This window comes from Trinickia sp. Z7 (assembly GCF_056498045.1).
In genome coordinates, this window is the sequence record NZ_JAUEQW010000002.1 from 207,793 (window position 1) to 234,353 (window position 26,561).

At 64.0% G+C, this 26,561-nt stretch carries 25 protein-coding genes and 1 pseudogene; 17 read left to right on the top strand and 9 right to left on the bottom strand.

The genetic code is table 11. The features are described from left to right. Positions 1–15 precede the first annotated feature (15 nt). Positions 16–1,338 carry a cation:proton antiporter gene (locus QQS38_RS04980; protein WP_479644266.1) on the top strand — a complete coding sequence of 441 codons (1,323 nt, stop codon included), beginning with the start codon at positions 16–18 and terminating at the stop codon, positions 1,336–1,338. On the opposite strand, the gene QQS38_RS04985 is transcribed toward QQS38_RS04980, so the two are convergent. Then, the gene (locus QQS38_RS04985) at positions 1,335–1,838 is read right to left on the bottom strand and encodes a hypothetical protein (protein WP_479644533.1); all 504 of its coding nucleotides are present in this window, start codon (positions 1,836–1,838) and stop codon (positions 1,335–1,337) included. The genes QQS38_RS04980 and QQS38_RS04985 overlap by 4 nt on opposite strands. Positions 1,839–2,045: 207 nt before the next feature. Continuing rightward, positions 2,046–2,480: a response regulator gene (locus QQS38_RS04990; RefSeq protein WP_479644534.1), complete on the bottom strand. Its 435-nt coding sequence runs from the start codon at positions 2,478–2,480 to the stop codon at positions 2,046–2,048. A gap of 237 nt (positions 2,481–2,717) precedes the next feature. Here QQS38_RS04990 and QQS38_RS04995 point away from each other — a divergent pair, with 237 nt between their 5' ends. After that, positions 2,718–3,572, top strand: coding sequence for a MipA/OmpV family protein (locus tag QQS38_RS04995; RefSeq protein ID WP_479644267.1), 855 nt, complete (start codon positions 2,718–2,720; stop codon positions 3,570–3,572). 100 nt (positions 3,573–3,672) lie between these two features. Here the strand turns inward: QQS38_RS04995 and QQS38_RS05000 are convergent, their stop codons facing one another. After that, on the bottom strand, positions 3,673–5,139 hold the full coding sequence (locus QQS38_RS05000; protein WP_479644535.1) for a PAS domain-containing sensor histidine kinase: 1,467 nt from the start codon (positions 5,137–5,139) through the stop codon (positions 3,673–3,675). A gap of 278 nt (positions 5,140–5,417) precedes the next feature. On the opposite strand from QQS38_RS05000, the gene QQS38_RS05005 reads away from it, so the two are divergent. The 7 genes and pseudogenes from QQS38_RS05005 (at position 5,418) to QQS38_RS05035 (ending at position 10,664) form a co-directional block, all read left to right on the top strand. After that, the gene (locus QQS38_RS05005; RefSeq protein ID WP_479644268.1) at positions 5,418–5,798 is read left to right on the top strand and encodes a response regulator; all 381 of its coding nucleotides are present in this window, start codon (positions 5,418–5,420) and stop codon (positions 5,796–5,798) included. 249 nt (positions 5,799–6,047) lie between these two features. Then, the gene (locus tag QQS38_RS05010; protein ID WP_479644269.1) at positions 6,048–6,395 is read left to right on the top strand and encodes a hypothetical protein; all 348 of its coding nucleotides are present in this window, start codon (positions 6,048–6,050) and stop codon (positions 6,393–6,395) included. 206 nt (positions 6,396–6,601) lie between these two features. Further along, complete coding sequence (locus tag QQS38_RS05015; protein ID WP_479644551.1) at positions 6,602–6,790, top strand: hypothetical protein; 189 nt, start codon at positions 6,602–6,604, stop codon at positions 6,788–6,790. A gap of 55 nt (positions 6,791–6,845) precedes the next feature. Continuing rightward, positions 6,846–7,030, top strand: a pseudogene (locus QQS38_RS05020) (phophatidylserine decarboxylase associated domain-containing protein); the annotation flags it as partial. 227 nt (positions 7,031–7,257) lie between these two features. After that, entirely contained in the window at positions 7,258–9,447 is a 2,190-nt protein-coding gene (locus tag QQS38_RS05025; protein ID WP_479644270.1) for a PAS domain S-box protein, read from the top strand. Continuing rightward, positions 9,444–10,091: a response regulator gene (locus tag QQS38_RS05030; RefSeq protein ID WP_479644271.1), complete on the top strand. Its 648-nt coding sequence runs from the start codon at positions 9,444–9,446 to the stop codon at positions 10,089–10,091. Before QQS38_RS05025 ends, QQS38_RS05030 begins: the two co-directional genes overlap by 4 nt. Positions 10,092–10,253: 162 nt before the next feature. Then, positions 10,254–10,664: a response regulator gene (locus QQS38_RS05035; RefSeq protein ID WP_479644272.1), complete on the top strand. Its 411-nt coding sequence runs from the start codon at positions 10,254–10,256 to the stop codon at positions 10,662–10,664. 34 nt (positions 10,665–10,698) lie between these two features. Here QQS38_RS05035 and QQS38_RS05040 read toward each other — a convergent pair whose 3' ends face one another. Together QQS38_RS05040 and QQS38_RS05045 are read right to left on the bottom strand one after the other, a co-directional pair. Further along, positions 10,699–11,016: a hypothetical protein gene (locus tag QQS38_RS05040; protein ID WP_479644273.1), complete on the bottom strand. Its 318-nt coding sequence runs from the start codon at positions 11,014–11,016 to the stop codon at positions 10,699–10,701. A 194-nt stretch (positions 11,017–11,210) separates the two neighbouring features. After that, positions 11,211–12,104, bottom strand: coding sequence for a LysR family transcriptional regulator (locus QQS38_RS05045; protein ID WP_479644274.1), 894 nt, complete (start codon positions 12,102–12,104; stop codon positions 11,211–11,213). A gap of 162 nt (positions 12,105–12,266) precedes the next feature. On the opposite strand from QQS38_RS05045, the gene QQS38_RS05050 reads away from it, so the two are divergent. Next, positions 12,267–12,674, top strand: a complete 408-nt coding sequence (locus QQS38_RS05050; RefSeq protein WP_479644275.1) for a DoxX family protein — start codon at positions 12,267–12,269, stop codon at positions 12,672–12,674. A gap of 16 nt (positions 12,675–12,690) precedes the next feature. Here QQS38_RS05050 and QQS38_RS05055 read toward each other — a convergent pair whose 3' ends face one another. Further along, complete coding sequence (locus QQS38_RS05055; protein WP_479644276.1) at positions 12,691–13,875, bottom strand: YVTN family beta-propeller repeat protein; 1,185 nt, start codon at positions 13,873–13,875, stop codon at positions 12,691–12,693. A 55-nt stretch (positions 13,876–13,930) separates the two neighbouring features. After that, positions 13,931–14,746, bottom strand: coding sequence for a creatininase family protein (locus QQS38_RS05060; protein WP_479644277.1), 816 nt, complete (start codon positions 14,744–14,746; stop codon positions 13,931–13,933). A 186-nt stretch (positions 14,747–14,932) separates the two neighbouring features. Here QQS38_RS05060 and QQS38_RS05065 point away from each other — a divergent pair, with 186 nt between their 5' ends. Both QQS38_RS05065 and QQS38_RS05070 read left to right on the top strand, forming a co-directional pair. Continuing rightward, entirely contained in the window at positions 14,933–15,241 is a 309-nt protein-coding gene (locus QQS38_RS05065) for a DUF4148 domain-containing protein (protein WP_479644278.1), read from the top strand. A gap of 285 nt (positions 15,242–15,526) precedes the next feature. Further along, a complete protein-coding gene (locus tag QQS38_RS05070) occupies positions 15,527–16,522 on the top strand; it encodes a DedA family protein/thiosulfate sulfurtransferase GlpE (RefSeq protein ID WP_479644279.1) in 996 nt (331 codons plus the stop codon). On the opposite strand, the gene QQS38_RS05075 is transcribed toward QQS38_RS05070, so the two are convergent. Next, positions 16,519–17,334: an alpha/beta fold hydrolase gene (locus QQS38_RS05075; protein ID WP_479644280.1), complete on the bottom strand. Its 816-nt coding sequence runs from the start codon at positions 17,332–17,334 to the stop codon at positions 16,519–16,521. The two genes, QQS38_RS05070 and QQS38_RS05075, sit on opposite strands and share 4 nt — an antisense overlap. 232 nt (positions 17,335–17,566) lie before the next feature. On the opposite strand from QQS38_RS05075, the gene QQS38_RS05080 reads away from it, so the two are divergent. Continuing rightward, positions 17,567–18,499, top strand: a complete 933-nt coding sequence (locus QQS38_RS05080; RefSeq protein ID WP_479644281.1) for a LysR family transcriptional regulator — start codon at positions 17,567–17,569, stop codon at positions 18,497–18,499. Positions 18,500–18,713: 214 nt separating this feature from the next. Then, on the top strand, positions 18,714–19,442 hold the full coding sequence (locus QQS38_RS05085; protein WP_479644282.1) for a pirin family protein: 729 nt from the start codon (positions 18,714–18,716) through the stop codon (positions 19,440–19,442). 215 nt (positions 19,443–19,657) lie between these two features. Here the strand turns inward: QQS38_RS05085 and QQS38_RS05090 are convergent, their stop codons facing one another. After that, entirely contained in the window at positions 19,658–20,323 is a 666-nt protein-coding gene (locus tag QQS38_RS05090; RefSeq protein ID WP_479644283.1) for a DUF1345 domain-containing protein, read from the bottom strand. A gap of 172 nt (positions 20,324–20,495) precedes the next feature. Here QQS38_RS05090 and QQS38_RS05095 point away from each other — a divergent pair, with 172 nt between their 5' ends. From QQS38_RS05095 to QQS38_RS05105, 3 genes are all read left to right on the top strand, one after another. Next, positions 20,496–22,181 carry a VRR-NUC domain-containing protein gene (locus QQS38_RS05095; protein WP_479644284.1) on the top strand — a complete coding sequence of 562 codons (1,686 nt, stop codon included), beginning with the start codon at positions 20,496–20,498 and terminating at the stop codon, positions 22,179–22,181. After that, positions 22,178–24,454 carry an ATP-dependent DNA helicase gene (locus QQS38_RS05100; protein ID WP_479644285.1) on the top strand — a complete coding sequence of 759 codons (2,277 nt, stop codon included), beginning with the start codon at positions 22,178–22,180 and terminating at the stop codon, positions 24,452–24,454. Before QQS38_RS05095 ends, QQS38_RS05100 begins: the two co-directional genes overlap by 4 nt. Positions 24,455–24,678: 224 nt before the next feature. Further along, the gene (locus tag QQS38_RS05105; RefSeq protein WP_479644286.1) at positions 24,679–26,484 is read left to right on the top strand and encodes a methyl-accepting chemotaxis protein; all 1,806 of its coding nucleotides are present in this window, start codon (positions 24,679–24,681) and stop codon (positions 26,482–26,484) included. The last annotated feature ends 77 nt before the right edge of the window (positions 26,485–26,561 follow it).

The window sequence follows — 26,561 nt, forward strand, 5'->3', positions numbered from 1 at the left end:
ATTCACCTCAATCGCATGCGCGAAACAACCTGGTTTCTGATCGTCGGCGGCATGTTCGTCGGCATGGGCATCGCAAGTTCGCTGCTCAAGCGCTTGCCTCTGACGGGCGCGATGCTGTATTTGGCGACCGGGTTCGCACTGGGGCCGAGCGGCGCCGGCCTCTTGGCGATCGATATCGTCAAACAGACGCCGCTCGTGCGCATCGTGACCGAAGTGGCACTGCTCGCTTCATTGTTTGCGATCGGGCTGCGTTTGCGAGCGCCCATTCTCGCGGCGCTCTGGTCACTCCCCGTGCGTCTGGGCTTGCTGGCGATGATCGTCACCGTGCCCTTGCTCGCGGCGTTTTGCGCTTGGGGGCTAGGGCTCGAATGGGGTCCCGCTTGGGTCCTGGCGGCGATGCTCGCACCCACCGACCCGGTGCTCGCGCACGACGTGCAAGTGCGCGACGCGAACGATCTCGACATCGTGCGGTTTTCGCTCTCGGGCGAAGGCGGGCTGAACGACGGCATCGCTCTGCCCTTCATGTTGTTCGCGCTCGCCTTCAGCATCCACGGCGCACCGCACGCGGACGCGCTCGCCACGCTGCGTGGGCTGGGAGTAGCAGCATGGGGCATCGTCGGGGCCATCGCCGTCGGCGCGTTGCTCGGCTTTGCGACGACGCACGCGGTGGCATGGCTGCGAACGCGCTACGCACAAGCGCTCGGGCTCGAAGGCTTCTTCGCCCTGGGTCTGATCGAGCTGTCGTACGGCACCGCGCAATTGCTCCATACGTTCGGGTTCCTTGCCGCCTTCGCGGCCGGCGTTGCGATGCGCCGCGTCGAGCATCGGGCGACGGGCGCGCGTTCGCCGCAGGATGCGATAGGCGCGATCGACTCATCCGACGTCGCGGCCACCGCGGCAGACCCGGCGAAAGCCCATGCGTACATGGCCGAATCCGTGCTGCATTTCACCATCGAGCTCGAACGCATCGCCGAAATGGGGATGATGATCATGATCGGGAATTTGCTGAGCACGGTCTCGGCGCCGCTCGTCACGTGGCGCACAGCCGCGCTGGTGCTCGCGCTGTTCGTGGCGATCCGGCCCGCCGCCGTCGAGCTCGCGCTCTTGGGCTCCCGCGCCGAGCCGGTGGAGCGGCGGATGATGAGTTGGTTCGGCATTCGCGGCATCGGCACCGTCTACTACCTGGCCTACGCGCTCGAAAGCGGTCGCAGCGAGGACATCGCACCGCTCGCGCCCTATGCGCTCGCCGTCGTAACGGCTTCGGTGTTCGTGCATGGCATGTCCGCCATGCCGCTCATGAAGAGCTACCGGCGCGCGCGTGCGGCAACGCGGCGCTAGTCTGCACCGTGCGGATAGGCGGGCTTATCGGGATCGGCCAACGTGCGATAGGGCAGCGACGAGGATGCTGGATCGGCCGTCGTCTCGTCGATGACGCGCTCGACGTCGGCCGTTTTCCCCAGCTCGGAAAGAAACGCTTGCTTGTCGAAGTCCGGCGCGACGCACCCTTGCACGTAAATGAAGCGCCGCTGCAAGGTCAACCAGAGCGTCGTGCGCTCGCGCCAGTGCGTCGCGGCCTCGATATTGGTCAGACGCCGCTTGGCCGCTTCCTCGACTTCCTTGTCGTAGAGATAGCCGTTCGGCAACCTACAGCGCCCCTCCCACCAGCAACTGTTGCCGCGCTCGATTCGATAATGCGATTCGCCGAGCCACTCCTGCTCGGTCTCGAGCGGCCCGAGCGGGGCCGGGCACCCAGGTATGGCCTGCGAAACCTGAAAGAACGGGTCGTTGCCATGATTTGCGCGCGAGGCGTCGGCCCAGGCCGGCCCGCTCACCGTCATGGCGACCGCTTCGACGGCCGCGATGACGCATGCGTGCAGCGAATGCTTCATCGTCTGTCCCCCCCCGGATTGGCGCTACGCCTCACGGTATCGGCGCAGCCTCGGCTCGGCGCGATTGGATCACGCCGTAACGGCCTTGGCAAGTGGAGTGGAACGTTGGGAACGTTGCGCGCGCAACCTATGCGACGACCGCAGCGGCCGCGCCGTTCAAAGACGCGTGCAAGCCGCGTCGCCGCTCGACCCGTCCATCTCGTCGGCGGCGCGACGCGTGCCTTCGCTCGCGAACTCGAGCACGCGCAAAATCAGTTGCGGCGTGAGCGGCTTCGCGCAATGAGCGTCGAAGCCTGCCTGGCGCGCGCGCGCCCGATCCTCCGAGGAGGCGTAGCCCGTGCACGCGATCAGCAGCATGTGCTCGGTGGCGGGGTCAGCTCGCAGCCGCCGCGCCAGTTCGAGACCGTCGATACCCGGCATGGCGATATCGAGCAAAACGGCGAACGGCTGCCATTCACGCGCGATCGCGCAGGCAGCGTGCGGATCGCTCGTCGCCCGGCATTCGAAGCCATCGGCATCGAGCAAAAGTTGCAAGGCCTCGGCGGCATCGCGGTAGTCGTCGACCACCAGCACCCGGCGATGATCGGCCATCGCCGGTCTGAACGATCGCCACAGCACGACGTCTTCGCTCGTTTTGTCAGGCTCGGTCACAGCCGCTTCTCCTAGGTTGGTCTCGACGCAGAGCCGAAGCAATGCAATTTGCGAACCCGAGCCGCACACTGCGACAAAAAAAAGGCATGCGCTTTGCTGTCAGCTCTGGCACGATTTGCTCAGGCAGCGCGCGCACCGTTCGCATGCCGTCGGGCCGTTCCATAAGGAAAACAGTTTATGTCGACCTCACACGCGGCATCGCGCATCGTCATCGCCGGCGCGGCTCTCGCGGTCCTCGCGCCCGCATCGGTCCGTGCGCAAACGCCCTCGCCGCTCGCCGAGTGGCAATACTCGTCGGGCATTCTGCTCGAGCAAATGTTCGAGCCGCAAATGCCGACCTGGCGCGTTCGCGTCGGCCCATCCGCGAGCTTCCAACCGCTCTACGACGGCTCCGACCGTTACCACTGGCTAGCCGGCCCCAGCATCGACGTTCGCTATCGCGATCGTTTCTTCCTTTCGACGGGAGAAGGCATCGGCGTGAACCTCGCGACCGGACCGAATTGGCGGCTCGGCATCGCAGCCAGCTACGATCTCGGAAGGCGAGCAGCGGACGATCTAGGTCACCTGAATGGAATGGGCAACATCAATCCCGCTCCAAGCCTGCGATTGCTCGGCGAATATGCGATTTCGAAATCGTTTCCGCTCGTGCTGCGCGCCGATCTTCGCCGCAACTTCGGCGGCGACAACGGATGGATAGGCGATCTGGGGGCTTATATGCCGATGCCCGGGAGTTCGGAGCGATTCGCATGGTTCGCCGGCCCGACGATGACGATCGCCGATTCCCGCTACATGAACAGTTGGTTCGGCGTCAATGCGCAGCAGTCGGCGCGGTCGGGGTACCGGCAATACAATGCATCGGCCGGGATCCGATCGGTCGGGTTCGGCGTCACTGCGTCGCTGACGCTCAACAAGCATTGGATCGTGAGCGCCGACGGGGCATTCCAGCAACTCGTGGGCGCGGCCGCGCACAGCCCCATCACGCAAACGCGCGCCTCCGGCGTGTTCGACGTTTCCGTCAACTACCAATTCTGAACCGCGCGCCCCGGTGCCCCCGCCTCGGGGAAGCCGCTCGTTTGCGGCAGGCTTGCGGCGCGGCGCGAGCCGCACATCGCGCGGCGTCGCTGGGTGAGCGTCAGGACGATGCCGGCAATTCCACGGCCGCGCGGGGCACCGACAAGCGGATCGAAAACCCCTCGCCCGATTCCCTGCCGATCGCTACCGAGCCGCCGAGGCGGCGCACCCGCTCACGGATCCCCGCAAGCCCGGAAGGACTCGGCCGCCCCTCGTGCCCGGCCGCGCGCGCATCCCCTTCCACGCCGTTATCGCGAATCGCCACCTCGCACGTCGTATCGTCGCACGCGAGTTCGATGCGGACGGCGGTCGCGTTGTGCGCATGCCGCACGACGTTGGTCAGTGCTTCCTGCACGATGCGAAAGATCGCTGTCGATGCGGCCTCGTTGAACATGACATCGTGTGCGTCGCTCTCGATGTCGATTCGCAAGCGAGAACGCTGGCGAAAATCGTCGACGAGCCATTCGAGTGCCGGCAGCAAGCCGAGATCGTCCAGCACCGCGGGACGCAGGCCGGCCGCGAGCCGGCGCACGGAGGCGATCGCATGATCGACGGCGTCGCGCATCGCGAGCGCCCGTGTTCGCACCGCATCGAGCGCCTGCGGCTCGCTTTCGAACGCCCGGGCGTCCGCGGTCGCGAGTGTCGCTAGATCCATCTTCAGCGCGGTGAGCTGCTGCCCCAAGTCATCGTGCAACTCGCGCGCAATGCGCTTCTTCTCTTCTTCGCGGGTGGCCTCGATCCGCGCGGCGAGCTCGCTCGCGTATTCGAGTTGCCGCAACTGGTTGCGCTCGGTGATGTCGCGCACCACCTTGGCAAAGCCGACGAGTTCCCCTGCCACGCCATGAACGGCTGTCACGACGATATTCGCGCAAAAGCGCGTGCCATCGCGGCGCATCCGCCAGCCTTCCTGCTCGATCCGGCCATGGGCGGCGGCCTCGTCCAGGTCGTGCTCCGGGCGGCGCGCGGCCGTCTCCTCGATCGGATAAAGACGCGAAAAATGCCGGCCGATGATTTCCTCCGCGCGAAAACCGAGCACGCGCGTAGCACCGCCATTCCAACTCGTGATCTGCCCTCGTGGGTCGAGCATGAAGATCGCGTCTTCGACGGCATCCATGAGCCGGCGCAAACGCTCCTCGCTTTGGCGCAGTCGCTCCTCGTTGCGGCGCCGTTCGGTCAGGTCGCGCGTGATCTTGGCGAAACCCAACAGATCGCCCTTCTCGTCGCGCATTGCCGTAATCACGACGTTGGCCCATAGGCGCGAGCCGTCTTTGCGGACCCGCCAGCCCTCGTCCTCCCAACGGCCGAGTTCGGCGGCGTGACGCAGCTCTTCGTCGGGATAGCCGCGCGCGGCGACCTCTTGGGGATAAAACACCGAAAGATGGCGGCCGATGATTTCCTGCGCCCGATAACCCTGGATCCGCTCGGCCCCCGCATTCCATGTCGCGATCCGGCCCTTCGCATCGAGTAGAAAGATCGCGTAATCCTTGATCGAATCGACTAGCGCGCGATAGCGATCTTCCGGCGAAATGCGGGCCGATAGCGTGTCGCCAAAAGGCGTGTTCGAAGGTGAGGGTTGACTATCCACTGACCCGGCTCCCGCTTGCGCAGATACCTCAGTCTAGCCTCAGCGCAAGAAACGTGTCACGCAAGGCCGCCCCGCGTCGCAAACGTTTGCCTCGACCCGCTTGTAGGCTTTGCCTGACAAGGCGGCCGAAAGGCGCACAGAAATCACGTCCACCGCTGATTTTCTCGGCGAATCGTTTCATGGAAACTCGGAGCGTCAAGTCGAATTCATAGCTGTCAATCATGAAGGTGTTACTCGTAGAAGACTTTGCGCCCATCCGCGACCGCTTGTGCGAACTCGTGCAGATGGTCCCGGGCGCACACATCGTGGGGCAAGCCGACGAGCCCGTCGCCGCACTTGCCGCCATCCGCGACAGCGAACCCGACGTCGTGATCCTGGACCTGCAGCTCAGAGCCGGCACGAGCGGCCTCACGATCCTGAAGTGGTTGCACGAGCATCGGCCGGCAATTGCGGCGATCGTGCTCAGCAATTCAGCCTACGCGCAGATGCGGACGGCTTGTCTGAAGCTCGGCGCGCGGCTTTTTCTCGACAAGGCGAGCGAATTTGCGCGCCTGCCCGGTGCATTGGCCGAGTTGAGCGCTCAGTTGCCGCCTTCGGCCTAGCGCTCGGACTCGGGCTCGGGCTCGGGCTCGGGCTCGGGCTCGGGCTCGGGCTCGTGCGCGTTCGGAAAGGCTCGCTGCCGCGCAAAGCCGTCGCTTTACTTTCTTTGTCTTTTCGATTGACTTTCATTAACGATACAACGCTCACAAATACGTTGCAGGACCAAGGCGCTGCGCTTTACCGGTTGATTCATGTCAAAAGCGTGGCGTCGACGCCCCCATAGAGTGAAGCCGACACGGACGGAGATCGTCATGCAGCAGACTCATCACGTTGATCGCACAATCGCGCCGCAGGGCGCGCCCACGTACCTGGGCAGCTATGTCTTTCCCGTGCTGCTTCTCGTCTTCGAGGTGTATCGGGTGGGCCATTGGATGGCCGCGCACGGAGTGGACTTCGCGGGGTTCGGCGAGCGCAGTTTCGAATATCCGCTGATGCTCGCCATGTTCGCCGTTCAACTCGTAGCCGAAGGCGTGTTTCTCGCCATCGCGTGGGTGAGCCGGCAATCCGACCTCGAGCGCCGCTTCACCACGCTCTCGCTCGGCCTCGTCAGCTCGTTGCTCGTCCTCGCCTTCGACTACGGTTTGCAAATCGCGTTTTGACGGTCACCCAGCGCGGCGCAACTTCACACGCTCGATGTAGGCAAATGCCGACAACGATGCTCGCGCACCTACGCGAAGTTCGGCGGCCCCTTATTTTCAACGCACGCGGCGCAGCCAATACTTTAGACAACGGATACCGATCCGCAGAGCCGCGCACCGGACTTCCCAATCTCGGCTCTCGATCAAACGCCATACGGAGAGCCGCCATGTCACCCCATGTCACGAAAAAAGCCCCGGCCGGGAGCGTCGAAGCCATCCTCGAGCTTGCGCGCGACGCCGGTTTGCTCATCACGCTCGATGGCCAGATCGGACGCGAGAAATACCAAAGCGTGGCCGGTTCGCTCACGTCGTTTTTGCGGTTCGTCGACGCGCTGCGCGAGACGAACGGCAACTGAGCTTGGCCGCTTGGCGCACGCGCCGGGCAAGCGCGTTGCTCCCTGTCTACCCTGTTTGCTGTCGCAATGCGAGCGAAGCGCAAGCCAAAGCCGGAACGACACGAGCATCGACGAGTTGATGGGCGTCATCGATCATCCGATGACCTACCCGCGCCATTCAGCAGATCGAGCCTCATCCATTGCCCACTCGATGCCGTGCTGGGCTGGCTGATGTGCATGCCTTCCGAATATGCGCCGTTTTCGCAATCAAGTGCGCGCTAATTCATCGCGTCTTTTTCTTCTCTGATCTATTCTTTGCGTGAGCGGCGCCGGTACGCACGATAAACGCCCGCCATTGGCATGCGGGCGTTTATCCAGCACAATTGCCCGGTGCACGCATAAAGCGCGCCAGGCAGTCAACAGCCAGCACCACCCATTTCGGCCCCGGCCTGTTGGCGGCACGGGAATTGGACCTCCGCAGGATGCGCATGCCCGCAGCAGGAAACACGCCCTCATCCGCCACACCAGCCGCTGCACGAAAGGACGGCGGCACGCCGCTGCGCGCGCCCTCGCTGGCAGCTGCGCTGACGGCGGCCATTTTCCTGGCCGCGGCCCTCGTCGCCGCATTCGTCGTGCGCGACCATCTACTAGACGTCGCGCAGGCCAACTTCGATGCGCGGGCCGCGCACGTCACCTCCGACATCAGGCGCGAACTGTCGCTGTGCACCGAGTTGCTGCGCGGCGCCAGCGGCCTCATCGTCGCCCAAACGCAGTCGAGCGGCGACGGCAAGCCGTCGGCGGAGGTCTGGGACCGGTATATCTCGCGCCTGGATTTGGACGATACGCCGCCCTGCGTACGCACATTGGGTTACGCCGACGCATCGCCGGCTGCGATCGCGGCGGCCCCCGTGGGCGCGAGCGGGGGCGCGGCGACGGGTCCGCTCGCTCATGCGGTCCTGATGTGGCCGCCGCGCGGGGACGCGACCGATGGCACGGACCTCGGCGTTAGCGAAGCGACGCGCGCCGCCCTGATGCGCGCCGCCAATAGCGGCGACGTGGCGATGTCGGTGCGGCCGATCGCACGAGAAGGCGCGAACGCGACGGAGCCCGCCGAAAGCCAAACGCGCGCGCGGGTCGACCTCTATTTGCCCGTCTACCGAGTGGCGCCGCCGCCCGTGCTCGTGCCCGAGCGCCGCGCCGCGCTACTCGGTTTCGTCCTCGCGCGTCTGGACACCGAGTACCTGTTCGCGAGCATCGCCGCGCATGAACCCAATATGCAAATGCGTGTCTCGGCCGGCCAGCCGCTCATCGCGCTTTATCCACCGGGCGCCGCCGTTTCGGCGCAAGACGACCGCAACCAGCGTTTTCGCCATACCGATACGCTGCGTGTGGGCGGCCAGCCGCTCTCGCTCGACTACGCGACGAGCGATCCCGCACTCACGGCCTCGGCAGATTTCAGCAGCAGCGCGATCTTGTCCGCGGGCTTCGCGGCCGCTCTGATTACCGGCGCGGCGGTGTTCGTGTTTATGCGCAAGCGCGGCATGACGCTTGCGGAAGCCGGATTGGCGCGTTCTCGCTCTTCCGTGAACGAAGCACGAATGATGGCGATTTTTCACTCGTCGGGTGAAGCGATCATCACGCTCGACGAACGACAGCGGATCGTGATGTTCAATCCCAGCGCGGAACAAGTGTTTCGCTGCTCGGCGATGGACGCGATCGGCACGTCGATCGACCGCTTCATTCCCGCGCGCTTTCGCGAGGCGCACCGCAATCATGTCGAGCGCTTCGGCGAAACGGGCGTCACGCAACGCAAAATGGGCCGGCAGCAGTTGGTGCTCATGGGGCTGAGGGCCGATGGCGAAGAGTTTCCGCTCGAAGCCTCGATCGCGCAGGTGAGCGACGGCCAGGGCGGAAAACTATTCGCGGTCATGCTGCGCGACGTCACCGAGCGCGTTCAAGCGGAAGAGGCGCTGAAGGCGTCGCGCCAGGAGCTGCGCGAGCTGTCGGCCAACTTGCAGAACGTTCGCGAAGACGAGAAGACCCGTATCGCGCGGGAGCTGCACGACGACCTCGGTCAGCAATTGACCGCATTGAAGATGGATTTGTCCTCGGTCGAGCAGACCTTGGCCGAAGTGCCGACGGCGCCCCCGCCCGTGTTGGCGCAACTGCATGGCATGCGACGGCTCATCGATTCGACGGTCGGCTCGGTGCGGCGCATCGCGGCCGATTTGCGACCCGTCATGCTCGACGACCTAGGCTTGCTGCCGGCGATCGATTGGTTGCTCAACGATTTCACGACGCGCTATGGGATCGACATAGAGCGCCGCATCGAACCGGGCAATACGAGCTTTTCGAAGAGCGGTGCAACGACGATATTTCGCATCGTCCAAGAGGCGTTGACGAACGTGGTGAAACACGCAGAAGCCACGCGTGTGTCGATTTCGCTCGTCGGCGAAGATGGCCACTGCACGGTGTGCATTGCCGACAACGGGCGCGGAGCGCGCGATGCGCAAGCAACCGAAGGGCATGGGGAAAAATCCTTCGGGTTACTGGGGATACGTGAACGGGTGCATATCTTGGGCGGGTCGGTTTCGATCGATACGGCGCTCGGCCGCGGCTTCGCGCTGACCGTGCGCATCCCGCTGGCCGCAATACAACAGGAAGAGGCCCTGCAATGACCAAAGTACTTCTGGCAGACGACCATGCGCTCGTGCGCGACGGCCTGCGCCATATTCTCGAAGGCACGAGCGGCTTCGAGGTAGTCGGGGAGGCATACGATGGACCCACCACCATCGCGCTCGTGCGCAGCACGCCCGCGGACGTTCTCGTGCTCGATCTGTCGATGCCAGGGCGCAACGGCATCGAGCTCGTCAAGCAAATCAAAGATGAGTTGCCGATGTTGCGGGTGCTCGTATTGACGATGCATGCCGAGCAACAATACGCCGTACGCGCGTTCAAAGCGGGCGCCTCGGGCTATTTGACCAAGGAAAGCGCGAGCAAGGAACTCGTATCGGCACTGAGCAAAATCTCGGCCGGCGGCGTATACGTGAGCTTGTCGATGGCGGAGCGGCTCGCGCAAAGCCTGAACGAGCCCACCGATATGCTGCCGCATCAACGGTTGTCGGACCGTGAATTCGACGTCTTCCGGCGCATCGCGTCGGGTCAGACGATCAGTGAGATCGCGCACGAGCTGTGCGTCAGCGCAAAGACCGTCAGCACCTACAAGACACGCATTCTCGAAAAGATGCAGATGCCGCACGAAGCGGCCCTCGTCCGCTACGCGATTCAGCACAAACTGTTCGAAGACAGCGAGGATTTGTAACGATCCGTTACCTCGCAGTCGCCCTTCCTCGCGCCGAAGAGCCGCCGCACGGGAGGGTCGAGCTTCCTGTAGGCAAAGGCTGACAAGCGCCTTCCGCATGACTTACAACACATTCCTACCGGGACGATATTTATTTGACCGAGCGCTGACGATACTGTGCTCATGAAATCGAGCCTCCCTTCACCGCTAAGAGTGTTCGTCGTCGACGAGTCGACCCTCGTGCGCGAACGTCTCACCCAGCATATCGGCCCCGATGGCGCTGCATGCATCGTCGGCGAAGCCGAGGACGTCGAAATGGCGCTACAAGGTATCGCCGATACGGATGCCGAGGCCGTCGTCCTCGATCTGCGCCTGATCGACAGCAACGGTATGGACTTGCTCCACGCCTTGCGCGGACGAACCGATCCCATCGTCACGATCGTGCTGACCAACTACGCGTCTCCGGTGTTCCGCGAGGCGAGCGTGACCGCCGGTGCCGACTACTTCTTCGACAAGACGACGGAATTCGATTTGGCGATGGAGACGATTGCCCGCTTAGCGCGCGAAAAGGCGCACGGCGCCGGGCATCATTGAACGCTCGGGGCGGTCGAGCCGAAACGCGCCGGCTTCATGCGCCGCCGCGCGCGAAATCGCTGCCGTGGTGGGTCAGTTCCCGTTCGGCATAGTCGAACGCCGCGCGCACCGCTGCCTCCGGATCCTGGTCGGCACAATGCGGCAGCGGAATGAATTGCTTCGCGGGCGTCACGATATCTAGTCGAGCATCGTAATAGCGCCCGTTGGGTCCGCTCAGCGCTTCGATCGCGAGATGGCAATGGCTCACCTGCCCCGCAAAGCGCATGAGGCGCAGTAGTTGGACGCCCGCCTCGGCCTCTATTCGCGCCGCCCCGGGAAAGCCGACGTACACGATTTGCATGCCGATGCCCATGTCCCATTCCTCACCTTGGTTCGGTGACCGGTCGGCCGCCGCAAGCATGCGGCCGCCGACTGGCTGGTTCCCATGTTGGCGCATCGGATTCGGAGCCGATTGACCTGGGTCAAGGGAGCGCGACGGTGCAGACGCGCATATCGTGGCCGGCCAGCGCCGGCCCGATCCAGGGTCGCCCTTCGAAACGGGGGGCCTCAGCGCAAGCGCACGTCCTCGCAGAGAAAATCGAGGAAGGTTCTGACCTTCGGCGAAAGATACTTCCGATGGCTATAGACACCATAAAGCTGGGTGCCGAAGAAGCGATAGTCGGCCAGCACCGCCACCAGCGCGCCCGCCTCGAGATCGCGCGCGACCAGCACTTTCGGCAAGAACGCGAGTCCCATGCCTTCTAGCGCAGCCAGGCGCAGCAACGACTCGTTGTTCGTCTGCAAGACAGGATCGAACTTCAGCGCTTCGAGGCCCCGCGGCCCTTCCACCTGCAGCGTGTTGTTGGCGGGCAGCATGGAATAGCCGAGCACGGCATGGCTAGCCAACGCTTGCGCATCGGCCGGCACGCCTGCCCGACGCAAATAGGCGGGCGAAGCGACGAGATGAAACGTCACCGGCGCGATCGGCCGCGCGATCAGCGCCGGCCCCAATGAAAGCGGATGGGTCACACGCAGTGCAAGGTCGAAGGCCTCTTCGACGAGATTGACGAAACGGCCCGACAAATCCACGTCGAACATGACGTCGGGGTACCGCTTTCGATAATCGTTCAGCACGCCGACGAAGTCGGGATTGGCCATCCAAACCGGCACGCTGAGTTTGAGCGTGCCGTGCGGCGCAGCCGTCGATCGAGCGAGCGCCGCTTCCGCATCGTCCATTTCGTCGAGCCATTGGCGCACGTGCTCGAAATAGGTCGAACCCGATTCGGTGAGACTCAGATGCCGGCTGGTTCGATTGAGCAGCAAGGCCCCCAAGCGGCGCTCCAGATGCATGACGTGCTTGCTCGCCATGGCCGGAGACATCTCGAGCCGGCGCGCCGCCGCCGCGAAACTCTTCAGTTCGACCGCAAGCCGAAACACTCGCATGCTCGTAAGCGTATCCATCCATCGTCAACCAGGAGTAAATGATGGATCAATCATAGTCGAGTTGATCGGCGCCGCCGGCAAACGTATCGTGGCGAAACGCGTGGGCATCCGCGCTCGCCTGGAAAAATGTCTTTGACGAGTGCCCGCCCCAACCTTTCTTATTCGTTACGGTAGACCATCATGATCAACGACAAAGCCGCACCGCTCGCCGCGCTCCTGCTGCGCGTCGGCCTGGGCGTTCTGTTTCTCGCGCACGTCGGCCTGAAGCTGTTCGTCTTCAGCGTGCCGGGATTCGTCGGCTATTTCGCCTCGCTCGGTTTGCCGGCCGTCGCGGCCTATGTGACGATTGCCCTCGAACTCGTCGGCGGGTTCGCGCTGATTCTCGGCATTTATGCGCCGTGGGTGGCGGTGCCGCTCGCCGTGGAAATGCTCGGCACGATCGTCCTCGTTCACGGGGCGAACGGGTGGCTTTTCACGAACAAGGGCGGCGGCTGGGAATATCCCGCGTTTTGGGCCGTCGCCCTCGTCGTGTTGTTCTTGCTGGGCGATGGCGCCTACGCGTTGCGCCCGTCCAAGCGCAGCGCGTAGCACGCGGCCATATCCTTCAACGCATGTTGCCCGTATGCCCGAGCGAGTATCGCCCGGGCTGCGGCCATACCGTCAGGCCATGCGGCTCCATGCCCACCGGAATCGACTTGACCGCGCCTGTCGCGGTATCGAACGCATAAACGACATCGTCGAAACGGCCCGAAAGCCACAGCGTCTTGCCGTCGGCGCTGACGTTGCCCATATCCGGGCTGCCGCCGCCGGGAATCGACCACGTCGCCACGACCTGACGCGTGGCGAAGTCGAGCACCGAGACGCTGCCCTTGCCGTGCCGCGAACCGTGCACGCGGTTCGACCCGCGATTGGCGATATACAGCTTCGTGCCGTCGCGGCTCGGATACAGTCCGTGCGTGCCCACCCCGGTATGGACGAAGCCGATGCGCTGGAAGCTGTCGCCATCGACGAGATACACGCCATCGGCCATCATATCGGCCACGTAGAACACCTTGCCGTCGGGCGAGACGCGAATGTCTTGCGGCATACCCTTGCTGTGCAGTTCCAGATAACCGGCAACCTTACGCTGCACCATGTCGATTTTGGCGAGCTTGCCGCCGAACTCGCAAGTGAAGATCGCGTATTTACCGTCGATCGAAAACTCGGCGTGATTGATGCCCTTGCATTCGGGCACGTCCAGGCTCGATAGCAGGCGCATGGTGTGCGGATCGCGAAAATCGAGCCGCGCGTGGGCCTCCGCGACGACTATCGCTTCCTTGCCGTCCGGCGTGAAATACATGTTGTAGGGATCGTCGACCGTCACGTCCTTGCCGGGCTTCCCAGTGGTCGGATCGATCGGCGTGAGGCTGCCGTCGGTGCGGCCTTCGGCATTATTCGTCACCCAAAGGGTATGCAGGTCCCACGACGGCACGATGTGCTGCGGACTGCGGCCCACGGGAAACTTGTCGACGACCTTGAACGTCGACGGATCGATGACGTACACGTCGTTGGAGCGCAAGTTCGGCACATAGACGCGCGACAGTGCGCCGGTCACGGCTGGGCTCAGGTGATTCGCGCGCGCCTCGCCGTAGAGATTCGAGGCGTCGGCGACACTCGGCATGCCCGGCACCGTTTGTATGGGCGATGCCGCTGCCGATGCCGTGCTTGCCCCGAAAGCCATGGATGCGCCGACGAGCGCCGCGCCGATAGCCGATCCCAATTGCGTGTACCGAAAGCCTTTGAAGCGCATGACGCCTCCTATCGAGGACCCGCGCCGCAGGCAGGCGGCGAAGGCCACGTTTGTTTCAATGGCCCGCCGTCTCCTTGCGAATGGCCTCGGTCGTGCGGGCAACGATTGCATCGATACCTAACCGACCCAATTCGGCGCTCGCGCGCCGCGGGTCTCCACCGTAGACGCCATCTGCCGCGCCAAGCTTCGGCGCGTGGCGCAGCGCATCGAGCCGCACCATGTTCGGGGCAACGGCGAGCAGCAACGACGTATCGGCCAGTCCCGCATGCGTGCCGATCTCGTCGTCGCGATAACCCTTCTCCCGCAGCTTGCGCGCATAGCCGTCCGAGCTTTCCGCGTAATACTCGGGCGGCGCGAAAGCGCGCGCTTTCGAGCCGGCCCACGCTTTGTTCAAACGCGCCACTGCGCGCTTGATGTCGTCCTGGTAGCCGCCGTGATCGCCCAGGAACACCACGTTCTCGATGCCATGCACTTTGAAGCTATTGGCCGCCGATTCCAATGTTTTCTCGAAGACATCGTCCGATACCGTGATCGTGCCTGGAAAACGCATGTGCGAGGTAGGCGGCAAATAGCCGCCCTCGGGAACATAAGCGACGACCGGTGCGACGAGCGCATTGCCGAGCGCCCGAGCGATGCGTGTCGCAAGAAACTGAGCGCGCGCGTTGTGCTTGCCGAGCGCGACGTAGGGCCCGCTTTGCTCCGTGCCGCCGATGGGAACGATGACCGTCGTCTTGCCCGCGGCGATCTGGTCGCGAAATTCCGTCCACGTCAGCGCTTCGAGCTCGACCGTATCGGGTGCTTGCGCAAACGAATGAATTTGCAATACGGACAGACTCAGGCCAATGAAAGCTTTTTGTAACGTCAATCTCATGCCGAACTCCGCAATGAAGCTGCAATGATGCGCCGGGCAGCGCGTCGATTATGACCAATTTTGTAACGATGATTTCTCCAATTAGGCGTTAACCCTAGCGCTTTCGATCGCTAGACTGCAGTCATCGGTTCCACACAACGAACCCGATGCAACAGCCAGGACAAACAAACTTTGGAGGTCGTTATCATGAAATCCCTCATTCAATCCGTCGTCATCGCCGCCGCTCTGACCGCTCCGGTTGCCGTCTTTGCCCAATCGAGCGCCCCGGTGAGCCGCGCGCAAGTCAAGGCCGAACTCGTGCAATTCGAGCAAGCCGGCGGCCCGCGCAGCTTCAGCAACGACCCGTACTACCCCACGGATGCGCAAACGATCCAAGCGCGCGTCGATGCGCAAAACGGCAACAGCCAAGCGGTAGGCGGCGTCCACGCCGGTTCGTCGGCCTCGGGCGTGCCGCTGCAAACGGCCGGCGCCAAGTCGCTGTATTTCGGCAATTGAGTTGAGCCGCTGTGACGCGGCGCGCAACGGTGGTGCGCTGGCCGCAAAGGTCGATCTGAGGCATCTTCCCCGTATCGAAGCGAAACCGGCTTGCTTCGTCATCGCGACGACAAGCCGGTTTTGCGTTTCTTGCGCGCTCTGCGTTTCTCGGGCCGCCCCGGCGACCTCGCTCCGCGCGGCAGGGCGCCCCGCCGTCCGCTCTCGCTTCACGCGCAACGACGCATCGATCGCGGCATAATTCGCGAGTACCGTGTACCAGCGGTCGCTCACCGCGAGGAAAACCCCATGCTCCACGATCTAGTCGCGCGCTACGGCCCCGCCCTGGTCTTCGTCAATACGCTGGCGGCGGCGCTGGGGCTGCCTGTGCCCGCCATGCCGACGCTCATTGCATTCGGCGCCATGGCCGCGTTGCACCCCGCTTCGATCGGCGAGCAACTGCTGCCGGTGCTCGTGCTCGCGGTGTGCGCGTCGGTCGCGGGCGATAGCGTTTGGTTCTTCGCGGGCCGCCACTACGGCGGCGCCACCCTCAAGACACTCTGCCGCCTCTCGCTCTCGCGCGATACCTGCGTGAAGAAAACCGAGCGCTTTTTCGGCCGCTGGGGGGTGCGTGTGCTGACCGTCTCCAAGCTCGTGCCGGGATTGTCGCTGTTGTCCGTGCCGATGGCCGGCGCAGTGGGCGTCCCGTATCGCGCGTTCGTCGCGCACGACGGCATCGGCGCAGCGATCTGGGCGACGCTCGGCTTAGCCGTGGGCGTCATGGTCTCGCGCCAAGTCGATTGGCTGCTCGGCGCCGTCAACCGCTTGGGTCCCCGCAGCTTGTTCGTCGTCGCGGCCCTGTTGGCCGCTTACGCGGGCTATCGCTGGCTGCGGCGGCGCGCGCTCAAAACCAAACTCGTCGACGCCCGTATCGCCGTCGACGAGTTGCATGCGTTGCTGTCGGGCGAACCGGCCCCGGTCGTGCTCGACATTCGCTCCGATGAAAAACGGCAACTCGAGCCCTATGTGATCCCGGGCGCGCAATTGGCGGACGAACGGCGGCTCGACGAGATCATTGCCGCTTATCCCCCCGATCAAAAGCTCGTGATCTATTGCTCGTGCCCGAACGAAGTGTCCGCCGCGTGGATGGCGAAAAAGCTGGTGGAGGCGGGCTTTCGCGATGTATTGCCGCTCAAGGGCGGCATCGACGCCTGGCGTGACGCCGGCCGAGCCGTTGCCGCACTGCCGCTTCGCGCGGACGTCGCGGCTCAGGCCGAGCGTCACTCGGCCCCCCGCGCAGCCTAATCGTGCACGCTCGACCCGCCTCGAGCGAGAAACCCTGACACCGCGTCGACGAACGCGCGTTCCGCTTCGACGTTCGGCAGGTGGACGCACGGCAGCACGAGATATCGTGCGCCGGGTATGGCCGCGGCGATCGCTTCACCGTGGCTGGCGGCCGTGACCGTGTCGTGTTCCCCCGCGATGACCAGCGTGGGCCGCCTCACGAGCTTGATGACGGGCCGCAAATCGGCGTCGCGCACCGCTGCAAAGCTTCCGGCCAGCCCTTGCGCCGGCGTTTGCAGCACCATGTTCCGAAACGCCTCGACCACGGGTAGGCGCGCATCCACCATGCGTGCCGGAAACCAGTTTCGAATGAACCCTTCGGCCGTCTCGATCATCTCGACATCGTGCGCGAGCTCCACAATGCGGCGATCGAATTGCTCGGGCGGTCCGAGATGGGCGGACGTATTGCTCAGCACGAGCCGATCGATGCGCTCCGGCGCATGCACGCCCAGCCATTGGCCGATGAACCCGCCAAGCGACAATCCCAGGAAATGCACCCGTTCGAGACCGAGCGCGTCCAGCAGTTCGATGACGTCGCGCCCGAGTCGATCCAGCGAATAGGCCCCGGCAGGCGCTTGCGACGCGCCATTGCCCCGCGTGTCGTAACGCAACACGCGAAACCGCTCGGCGAAATGGGGCATCACGCCGTCCCACATATGCAACGACGTCGCGATCGAATTGGACAGCATCAGCACCGGCGCGCCTTCTGGTCCATCGAAGCGATATGCGATGCGCACACCGTCGCCGGTGGTGAAGAACGATAGGTCTTGCATGAAGCTTTTCTCCTCGTGAGTCGAATCACTCGATTCGGTATTGGGATCGTAGGTGTCCCCTGTCCGAAAAGACATTACAAAGTTTTGATATTCTTTGTAATGCCGCCGTTTGGTGGTCAGCTTGCCGCGCCATGCAAACGGCTCGTCACGCGCCGCGATCCAGAAGCGGCCTTTCGGCAGCTAGCGCTGCGCGCCATCCTGAAGCGCGAGCTTCGACCGGAGCCTTATTGCCATGAACGAATTCACACTGCACGACCTGCAGTGCTTCGACGCCGTCGTCCGCGCAGGCGGATTTCAAGCGGCTGCCACCGCATTGCACCGGTCGCATCCGGCCGTCTTCGCAGCGGTGGCAAGGCTCGAGCGGCAGTTGGGGCTCGCCTTGCTCGATCGCAGCGGCTACCGCGTGCGCATGACCGCAGAAGGCCGCGCGCTGCACCGCAAAGCGCAAACTTTGCTGAGCGAATGCGAGGGGCTGCGCACCTACGCCACGCAGTTGGCGATGGGGGAAGAAAGCGAGTTGCACGTCGTGATCGGCGACTTGTGCCCGAGGCAACGGACGCTCGAACTGCTCGCCCGCTTCTTCAGAGCGTGCCCGGGCACGCGCCTGCATCTGTACTTGGAAGCCGTGGCCGGCCCGCAGGAGCGCTTGCTCGACGGCGATGCCGATTTGATCGTCCACCCCGTCGACAAAGCCGATCCTCGGATCGAATGGATCGATATCTGCAAAGTCGCGCTCGTCCCCGTGATCGCCCCGGCGTTGTTGCCGCCGGGACTGCCGCGCGCCGTCAAGCCCGAGCATTTACGGGAACTGACGCAATGCGTCATGCGAGATACCGCGCGCCATACGCCGGCGCGCAACTATTTCGTGATCGAAGGCGCCGCTCAGTGCACCGTCGCCGATCAATCGATGAAACGCGACGTCATCCTGCAAGGGCTTGGCTGGGGACATCTACCGCGCTATCTGATCGAAGAGGATCTGCTGCGCGACCGGCTGCGCTCGTTGGCCGGCCGTCATTTGCCGGGTGCGAGCGAGCACGTCGTCATCGCGCGCCGCGCCGACCGGCCTCACGGGCCCGTCGCCGAGCGGCTTTGGCGCTATCTGGCCGAGCGGGCGCCGACCGCCATCGGCGCGCCCAAACCGCCCGAGAAGAGGGGGCGTGCATAAGGAGGGACTGGGCCGGAAGCGGCCGACGAAACGGCGAGCGCGGCCCATCGGAGCACTCGATCCATCGGCAGCGCGAATGCGATTATCCCACCCATGAGACGGTGAGTGCGTCCTGTGAGCCTTCTTGCGGACGGTGCATTGGCCTAGACTTCTTAGTCATCGACGCTGGCATGTATCTATTGGTTCGGCGTCCTAACGTTTCGGAGAAACGATAATGATCGACATCAGAAAAGCGGCTGACCGCGGCGTTGCCGAGCATGGATGGCTCAGTTCACGGCACACGTTTTCGTTCGCCAACTACTTCGACCCGGAGCAAACGGGCTTCTCCGACCTGCTCGTCATCAACGACGATCGGGTCGCCGCGGGCCAAGGCTTCGGCCGCCACCCGCATCGCGACATGGAGATCTTCTCGTATGTGCTCGAGGGCGCGCTCGAACACCGCGATTCGATGGGCAACGGTTCGACGATCGTGCCGGGCGACGTGCAGTTGATGAGCGCCGGCACGGGCGTCGCGCACAGCGAATACAACCCGTCGCCAGATGACCCGGTGCATTTCCTGCAGATTTGGATTCTTCCTTCCGAATCGGCGCTGGGGGCGCAGCCTCGCTATCAGCAAATGCATGTGGAGCCGCAAGAGAAACGCGGGAAGCTGCGCCTCATGCTTTCGCCTGACGGTGCGGCTTCCTCGCTTGCGCTGCGGCAGGATGCGCGCGTGTACGCCGCGCAGCTCGATGGTGACGAAGCGGTGTCGCTATCGCTGCCGAGCGGCCGTTACGCATACGTGCACGTGGCGCGCGGCGAGGTGACGCTCAACGGCATCAGGTTGAACGCAGGCGACGGCGCGAAGCTGCGCGATGAGACGGCGTTGACGCTCACCGACGGCGACTCGGCGGAAGTGCTCGTGTTCGATCTGCGTGCGCGGGAGACGCCGCGGATGCGGTGAACCCATGAATGCGCGGGGCGGGCTGACCGGGTCACGGCCCTGATCTCGCACCGGCCCGTTTCTTCTTCGTCCAAGATGCATTCGGGCCGATGGCCGGACGAGCATCCCAGATGCATTCGCACGCGCATCGGGATCGCCGCCCGGCCCTCCAACGTCACAGCCGCAACACCCATCGGCCGCCTCCAAAGGCGTCGCCCGCGTTGAAGGATTGCCCCTCAAGACCCGAGCAGCCCCGCCGCTATATTCACCGAAAGCCCCACCACGGCGGCATTGAAGAAAAACGACAAAATCGATTGCGCCAATGCCGTGCGTCTAGCGCGACGCGAGCACAGCGAAACATCGGAGGTCTGCGATGCCACCGCGATCGTGAACGAGAAGTACAGGAAGTCCCAGTAATCCAGCGGCTGGGAAGGCTCCGGAAATTTCAGCGATGCTTCGTCCTTTCCCGCCTGGTGGTAATAGCGGGCGTACTGCAGGGTGAACACGGTCGGAATCAGCAGCCAAGTCCCGATCATCGTTGCGCCCGTCAACGAGTAGTTGATGCTCGCTTGAGCCGCCCCCAGCCCCTTCGCGGCCGATAGCTCGACGACGATCGCCACCAAACTCGCAATGGCCGCGACCGTGATGATCGCCAATACGGCCGTCGCGCCCTCGTCCTCGCGCTCGGCCACGCGCTGCACGTCTTCCGGGCTCGCCCGAGCCATGAGGGCCCATATCATCGCGAGATACATCCACATGCCGATGTCCCACGCGAGCAGCGCCCGCTGGATTGGCCTCAAATGCCAAGGCTCGATCAAATACGCCACGACACCCAGTACGGCAGCGGCGAAAATGCGCGGGCGGTTGCGCAAAAAGCGAACGATGCGAGTCGACGTAGCCATACGGCTCCAAACAAGTTGAACAAAACAAAGCAAGAGCCCGCGTAGCGGGCCGTCGGCCATTATCGCCGCGCTTGCCCCGCAGCGCGGATTCAATCTACCGGCTCGAACCACCGCCCGTGGGCGTGAATTTGCTATTATTCCTGTATATTTATACAGTGCCCGTGAAACCGTCGTGTCGCCCCCCGCTCCGTCCCCCTACTACTTGTCGAACTTCGAGCGTGCGCTGGCCTGGATCGCCGAGCGCTACGAGGACTTGCTCGACACTCACGAGCACGCGTTTCTGCGAAATTTCACCCAGTTGCCCCAGTCTTCGCGCGCGTTGCTCGTGCGCATGCTGATGCGGCAAGGGCCGCTCTTTCGCGCAAGCCGGCTCGTATACGAAGAGATCGGATGCGCGCTCGAAGCCGCGGCGCCTTTGGCCACGCTCGGTTGGGTCGAGGCCGACGCACCGGTGACCATCGACGAACTGTTCTCGCTCGCCACGCGCCCCGAGTTGTCCCGCATGTTTCCATGCGCATCGGGTAGCAAGCACGCGCGTAAAGCGGCCTGGCTGGAAGCGTTGCGCGAGACGCATCCCGAGCCGCGCCGCTACGGCGAATGGGACGCGGCCGCAACCGAATCCGACGCCGCGTTGCGCACGACGATCGATGCCCTTTGCGAGCGCCTGCGGTTGATGTTCTTCGGCAACCTCCACCAAGACTGGTCGGAGTTCGTGCTCGCCGATTTGGGCATCTTCCAATACGAATCCGTGCCTTTTCCCGCGTCGGCTCGCGCGTTTCGCCGGCGCGCCGATATCGACGCCTATCTCGCGCTCCATGCGTGTCGCGCAGCACTCGATCCGCTCCTCGATGAAGAGAGCATGGTCCGCTTGCTCGCGGCGGCTCGGGCCATCGACATCGACAACCCGTGGCTCGAGACGCGGCGCGCCAAGCTGCTGTTTCGCATCGGCCAGCATGCCGAACGACTCGCTCGCTGGCCGCTTGCGCTCGATGCCTACGCGGGCAGCGAATGGCCCGGCGCGCGGCATCGCCGAATACGCGTGCTGGAACGCGACGGGCGCTGCGCCCAAGCGCTCGATTTGGCGAAGCGAGCGCTGCACGAACCGGAAAGCGAAGCCGAACGTCAGCGCGTCGCGCGCATGCTGCCGAGGCTGCACAAAGCAATGGGACTGCCTGCACGGCGCCCCGCGCGCGAACATGCAATCGAGCGCGAAACGCTCGTGCTGCCCTACCCCGACGCACCGTTTTCAGTGGAGTACGTGGCGCGCGATCATTTGAGCACGGAAGCGGCCCCTGTCTTTTACGTCGAAAACGGCCTCGTCAATTCGCTGTTCGGGCTGCTGTGCTGGGAAGCCGTATTTGCCCCCGTGCCGGGCGCGTTCTTCCATCCGTTTCAACGCGGCCCGGCCGATCTGCACGCGCCCGATTTCCTCTCGCGCCGCGCGCACGAGTTCGGCCGCTGCCTTTCGCAACTCGATAACGGTGGCTATCGGGCCACGATCCGGCATCACTTCGAAGCGAAGGCCGGGCGGCAATCGCCGTTCGTATTTTGGTCGATGCTGACGCCCCAACTCGTCGATCTCGCCCTCGACTGCTTGCCCGCCGCGCACTTGAAACTGTGGTTCACACGGTTGCTCGAGGACATCCGAGAAAACCGCTCGGGCCTGCCCGACCTCGTCCGCTTTTGGCCCGCCGAGCAACGCTACGAGTTCATCGAAGTCAAAGGGCCGGGCGACAAGCTGCAAGACAATCAAACGCGCTGGCTGCGCTTTTGCATTGCACACGGCATGCCGGTGCGCGTGCTCGATGTCCGCTGGGCTCAAGGGGCCGGCGTTGCCACGGTGATGGCCGCGGCATGACGTACGTCGTAGCAGTGCGAACGCTGTGCGAGTTCACGGCCAAGCGCGGCGACCTCGATCTTCGCTTCACGCCCTCGCCCACGGCGTTGGAGGGCATCGAAGGTCACGCGTTCGTCACGTCCCGCCGCGCCGCCGGCTACGAGTCAGAGCTGACACTGAGCGGCGCCCACGGCGAGCTGACCGTGCGCGGCCGCGCCGACGGCTACGATCCAAAGGCAAACCGGCTCGAAGAAATCAAGACCTATCGCGGTACGCTCGATGCGATGCCCGACAATCACCGTGCGCTGCATTGGGCGCAAGCGCTCGTATACGGCCATTTGCTGTGCCAAGCAAGAGGGCTCGCGCAGTTGGATGTGGCGCTCGTCTATTTCGACATCGGCACGCGCAAGGAAACCGTCCTCGCGCAATCGTACGATGCGCCCGCACTCCACCGTTTCTTCGCCGAGCAATGCGAACGATTCCTCCGTTGGGCCGCGCGCGAAAGCGCACACCGGGATGCACGCAATGCCGCGCTCGAAGCAATGCAATTTCCGCACGGCGCATTTCGCAGCGGGCAGCGCGAGCTCGCGGTGGCGGTGTACCGTGCCGCACGTGGCGCAAGCGCATTGATGGCGCAAGCTCCGACCGGCATCGGCAAAACGCTCGCAACGTTGTTTCCCGCCCTCAAGGCCTGCGGGCAAGGGCATATTGAACGAATTTTCTTTCTCACGGCAAAGACGCCAGGCCGCGCGCTCGCGCTCGACGCCATCGAGTCGCTGCATCGGCACGCCGCCGCGCAGGCCGCCGAAGTGCCATTGCGCACGCTCGAACTCGTCGCGCGCGACAAGGCCTGCGAACATCCGGACAAAGCTTGCCACGGGCAATCCTGCCCGCTCGCACGCGGCTTTTACGATCGGCTCGCCGGCGCGCGCGAACAGGCGCTCGCCCAGCGCCGCCTCGATCGCGAGACGGTGCGTGAAGCGGCGCTCGCGCATGGCGTGTGCCCTTACTACTTGGCGCAAGAGCTAGCGCGATGGTGCGACGTGGTCGTGGGCGACTACAACTATTACTACGACGGCAGCGCGCTGCTGTACGCGCTCGCGCGCATCAATCAATGGCGTGTCGCGGTGCTCGTCGACGAAGCGCATAACCTGCTCGAGCGCGCCCGCAAGATGTACTCAGCATCGATCGACCAAGCTGCGTTCAAAGCCGCGGCAAAGAGCGCGCCGCAGGGGCTCAAGCAACCGCTGCAACGCTTGCAGCGCGAATGGAACGCGCTCAACCGGACGCAAACGGACGCGTATCTTGCGTATGCCGAGGTGCCGTCGCGGGTATTGTCCGCCGCGCAGAATCTGATCGGCGCCGTCACCGATCATCTGGCCGACGCGCCGCTTTCGATCGACGACGCGCTGATGCGCGTGTTCTTCGACGCCATGCATTTCGTTTCGCTGTCCGAACAATTCGCCGAGCATTCGATCTTCGACGTGCGCTTGAGCACGCAAGCCGCAGCGCGCCGCACAAAGCCTCGATCGACGCTGTGCGTGCGCAACGTCGTGCCGGCGCCGTTTCTCGCGCCGCGCCACGCACAGGCGCATACGACGGTCATGTTTTCCGGCACGTTCGCACCGGAGCATTTTTATCGCGACATGCTCGGCTTACCCGAGCGCGCCGCATTCATGAACGTCGACGGTCCTTTTCGCCCGCAGCAATTGAAAGTCCATATTGCGGCGCACATCTCCACGCGCTGGCGCGATCGCGAACGCTCGCTGTCGCCCATTGCCGATCTGATGGCGCGGCAGTATGCCGACCGCCCCGGAAATTACTTAGGTTTTTTGAGTAGCTTCGACTACGTTCAACGCGTTTTCACGCTCATGCAAGAACGGCACCCGGACATCCCCCTATGGGTGCAAGCGCCCGGCATGGACGAAGCGGCGCGCGATGCCTTCCTCGCCCGATTTCGCGCGGCCGAGCGCGGGATCGGCTTGGCGGTGCTGGGCGGCGCGTTCTCCGAGGGCGTCGATCTGGCAGGCGAACAGTTGATCGGCGCGTTCGTCGCCACCTTGGGCCTGCCGCAAGTGAACGAAGTCAACGAACAAATGCGCCGCACGATGGAGGCCAAGTTCGGCAGCGGCTACGACTACGTCTACTTGTACCCTGGCTTACAAAAAGTCGTGCAGGCGGCCGGGCGCGTCATTCGCACCGAGACGGACGTTGGCGTCTTGCATTTGATCGACGACCGCTATCGGCGCGCCGAAGTACGGCGCCTGCCGCCGAAGTGGTGGGCGCTGCCTTGATGCCCATTAAGCAAACGCCCCATTCGCCGTTCAGCCGAACTCTGTGCGTTGTAGGCCACGCAACGCAGCAGCGAGCGCTGCCGGTCTCCCGGCCTAAAGTCAAGGCTCCCCGCGCCGATAACACCGGATGAGATGGTCGCCATCCAACTCTATTCCTGACAGCTGGGACCCGGAGGAGGCGGAGAGTGCGTCCCCCTGCTGCTAACCAAGAGAGACTCGGACCTATGCTGGCATCGATTCGCGGACGTATCCTGGCGGCTTGCGTCGCCATCGTGGCGACAGCCCTGGCTGTGACGGGAGGCCTCGTCTACACCGTCGTCAAGCACCACAACGACGAGGCGATCGAGCAGAACTTGATGTCGATCTTGACGGGGCATTCGCTTGCGATCGATGAATGGATCTCCGACCGCGCAAGACAAACTCAAGCACTGGCCGATACGATCGCAATCGGCGAAGGCGATCCGCTGCCGGCGCTGAAGCTGCTGGCGAAATCGGGCGGTTTCGAGGTGATGACGCTCGGGTTGCCGGATAAAACCGCGTTCTCCAACGTGCCGCTCGCACCCGGGTACGATCCGACCGCGCGGCCCTGGTACAAGCAAGCGGTTGCCGCCCAGCAATTGGTCGTCACGGCGCTGTACAAAGACGCGTCGAACGGAAAGCCCGCCTTCGCGTTCGCCGTGCCGATCGTCCGCGATGGCGCCGTGAAGGCGGTCATGGCGGCCAGTCTCTACATGGAAAGTGTGAGCAGCATCGTGACATCGGTGCATCCCACGCCATCGAGCTTCGCATTTCTGGTCGACAAGGCCGGCCGCATTATCGCGTCGGCCAAAACCGATCTCATCATGAAGCCGGCCACCGAACTCTCGCCGGCGTTGACACCGGAGACGCTCGAAGGGCTGAAGTCCGGGGCTAATACGGCTACGGTCGACATCGACGGCGCCGCTAAACTACTGCGCGCGCAGCCCATCACGGGCACCGATTGGTCGCTGGTGCTTGCGCTGGACAAGTCCGACGTGACGGCGGGGATGCGCGCCGTTGCAACGACGACCCTCGTCGCCATCATTCTGGTTGCGCTGATCGCCGCCGCACTCGTGGGTGCGCTGACCAACGCGGCTTTCAAACGCGTGCTGCGCGTGCGCGACGCATTGATCGACGTCGCGAGCGGCAGCGGCGATCTCTCGACCCGATTGCCTGCCGCAGGCAAAGACGAAGCTGCTCAGATCGCACACGCGTTCAATCTCTTTGCGGAAAAAGTCAGCGCGATCCTGCTGCAGATCCGCGTAAGCAGCGAATCGGTCAACGTTGCCAGCGCCGAGATCGCTCAGGGCAATCAGAACCTATCGAGCCGCACGGAGCACGCGGCGTCTAGCTTGCAGGAGACTGCCGCGGCGCTGGAGGAAATCGCCGGCACCGCGCGCAACTCGGCAGATGCGGTCACGCAAGTGAGCCAGCTCGCCGCGTCCGCCTCGACGGTCGCGACGCGCGGGGGTCAAGTCGTGGGCGATGTCGTTTCGACGATGGAAGAAATCACGAAGGCTTCGGATAAGATCGCCGACATCATTGGCGTGATCGACGGCATCGCCTTCCAGACGAATATCCTTGCGCTCAACGCAGCAGTGGAAGCGGCACGGGCGAGCGAGCACGGGCGCGGTTTCGCCGTCGTGGCCGCCGAGGTCCGCGCGCTCGCGCAGCGTAGCGCGCAGGCCGCCAAAGAGATCAAGGAACTCATTCACTCCTCCGTCGAAAAGATCGGGGAAGGATCGGCGCTCGTGCAAACGGCCGGCGCGACGATGACCGAGATCGTCGACAGCGTGCGCAGCATCTCGGGCGTGATCGGCGAGATCACGGTCGCCGCTAGCGAGCAGAGCACCGGGCTGGGGCAGGTGAACCAGGCCCTCGCGCAGCTCGATCACACGACGCAGCAAAACGCGGCGCTGGTCGAGCAGTCGACCGCGGCGGCCGCGCTATTGCGTGAAGAAGCGTCGAAGCTCGCCCATGCGGTCGGGGAGTTCAAGCTCGCGCACCACTGAAGCGTCGTCTAACTCATGGTGATGGTGCGTCACCGCTCAGACAAGCGCATCCCAGCCTCGTCACAATCGATGGGCAC

Bases quoted from the DNA above. Each gene is read 5' to 3' on its own strand.
- QQS38_RS04980 (WP_479644266.1), top strand. From the start codon at position 16: ATGCGCGAAACAACCTGGTTTCTGATCGTCGGCGGCATGTTCGTCGGC.
- QQS38_RS04985 (WP_479644533.1), bottom strand. From the start codon at position 1,838: ATGACGGTGAGCGGGCCGGCCTGGGCCGACGCCTCGCGCGCAAATCAT.
- QQS38_RS04990 (WP_479644534.1), bottom strand. From the start codon at position 2,480: ATGGCCGATCATCGCCGGGTGCTGGTGGTCGACGACTACCGCGATGCC.
- QQS38_RS04995 (WP_479644267.1), top strand. From the start codon at position 2,718: ATGTCGACCTCACACGCGGCATCGCGCATCGTCATCGCCGGCGCGGCT.
- QQS38_RS05005 (WP_479644268.1), top strand. From the start codon at position 5,418: ATGAAGGTGTTACTCGTAGAAGACTTTGCGCCCATCCGCGACCGCTTG.
- QQS38_RS05010 (WP_479644269.1), top strand. From the start codon at position 6,048: ATGCAGCAGACTCATCACGTTGATCGCACAATCGCGCCGCAGGGCGCG.
- QQS38_RS05015 (WP_479644551.1), top strand. From the start codon at position 6,602: ATGTCACCCCATGTCACGAAAAAAGCCCCGGCCGGGAGCGTCGAAGCC.
- QQS38_RS05025 (WP_479644270.1), top strand. From the start codon at position 7,258: ATGCCCGCAGCAGGAAACACGCCCTCATCCGCCACACCAGCCGCTGCA.
- QQS38_RS05030 (WP_479644271.1), top strand. From the start codon at position 9,444: ATGACCAAAGTACTTCTGGCAGACGACCATGCGCTCGTGCGCGACGGC.
- QQS38_RS05035 (WP_479644272.1), top strand. From the start codon at position 10,254: ATGAAATCGAGCCTCCCTTCACCGCTAAGAGTGTTCGTCGTCGACGAG.
- QQS38_RS05040 (WP_479644273.1), bottom strand. From the start codon at position 11,016: ATGGGCATCGGCATGCAAATCGTGTACGTCGGCTTTCCCGGGGCGGCG.
- QQS38_RS05045 (WP_479644274.1), bottom strand. From the start codon at position 12,104: ATGGATACGCTTACGAGCATGCGAGTGTTTCGGCTTGCGGTCGAACTG.
- QQS38_RS05050 (WP_479644275.1), top strand. From the start codon at position 12,267: ATGATCAACGACAAAGCCGCACCGCTCGCCGCGCTCCTGCTGCGCGTC.
- QQS38_RS05055 (WP_479644276.1), bottom strand. From the start codon at position 13,875: ATGCGCTTCAAAGGCTTTCGGTACACGCAATTGGGATCGGCTATCGGC.
- QQS38_RS05060 (WP_479644277.1), bottom strand. From the start codon at position 14,746: ATGAGATTGACGTTACAAAAAGCTTTCATTGGCCTGAGTCTGTCCGTA.
- QQS38_RS05065 (WP_479644278.1), top strand. From the start codon at position 14,933: ATGAAATCCCTCATTCAATCCGTCGTCATCGCCGCCGCTCTGACCGCT.
- QQS38_RS05070 (WP_479644279.1), top strand. From the start codon at position 15,527: ATGCTCCACGATCTAGTCGCGCGCTACGGCCCCGCCCTGGTCTTCGTC.
- QQS38_RS05075 (WP_479644280.1), bottom strand. From the start codon at position 17,334: ATGCAAGACCTATCGTTCTTCACCACCGGCGACGGTGTGCGCATCGCA.
- QQS38_RS05080 (WP_479644281.1), top strand. From the start codon at position 17,567: ATGAACGAATTCACACTGCACGACCTGCAGTGCTTCGACGCCGTCGTC.
- QQS38_RS05085 (WP_479644282.1), top strand. From the start codon at position 18,714: ATGATCGACATCAGAAAAGCGGCTGACCGCGGCGTTGCCGAGCATGGA.
- QQS38_RS05090 (WP_479644283.1), bottom strand. From the start codon at position 20,323: ATGGCTACGTCGACTCGCATCGTTCGCTTTTTGCGCAACCGCCCGCGC.
- QQS38_RS05100 (WP_479644285.1), top strand. From the start codon at position 22,178: ATGACGTACGTCGTAGCAGTGCGAACGCTGTGCGAGTTCACGGCCAAG.
- QQS38_RS05105 (WP_479644286.1), top strand. From the start codon at position 24,679: ATGCTGGCATCGATTCGCGGACGTATCCTGGCGGCTTGCGTCGCCATC.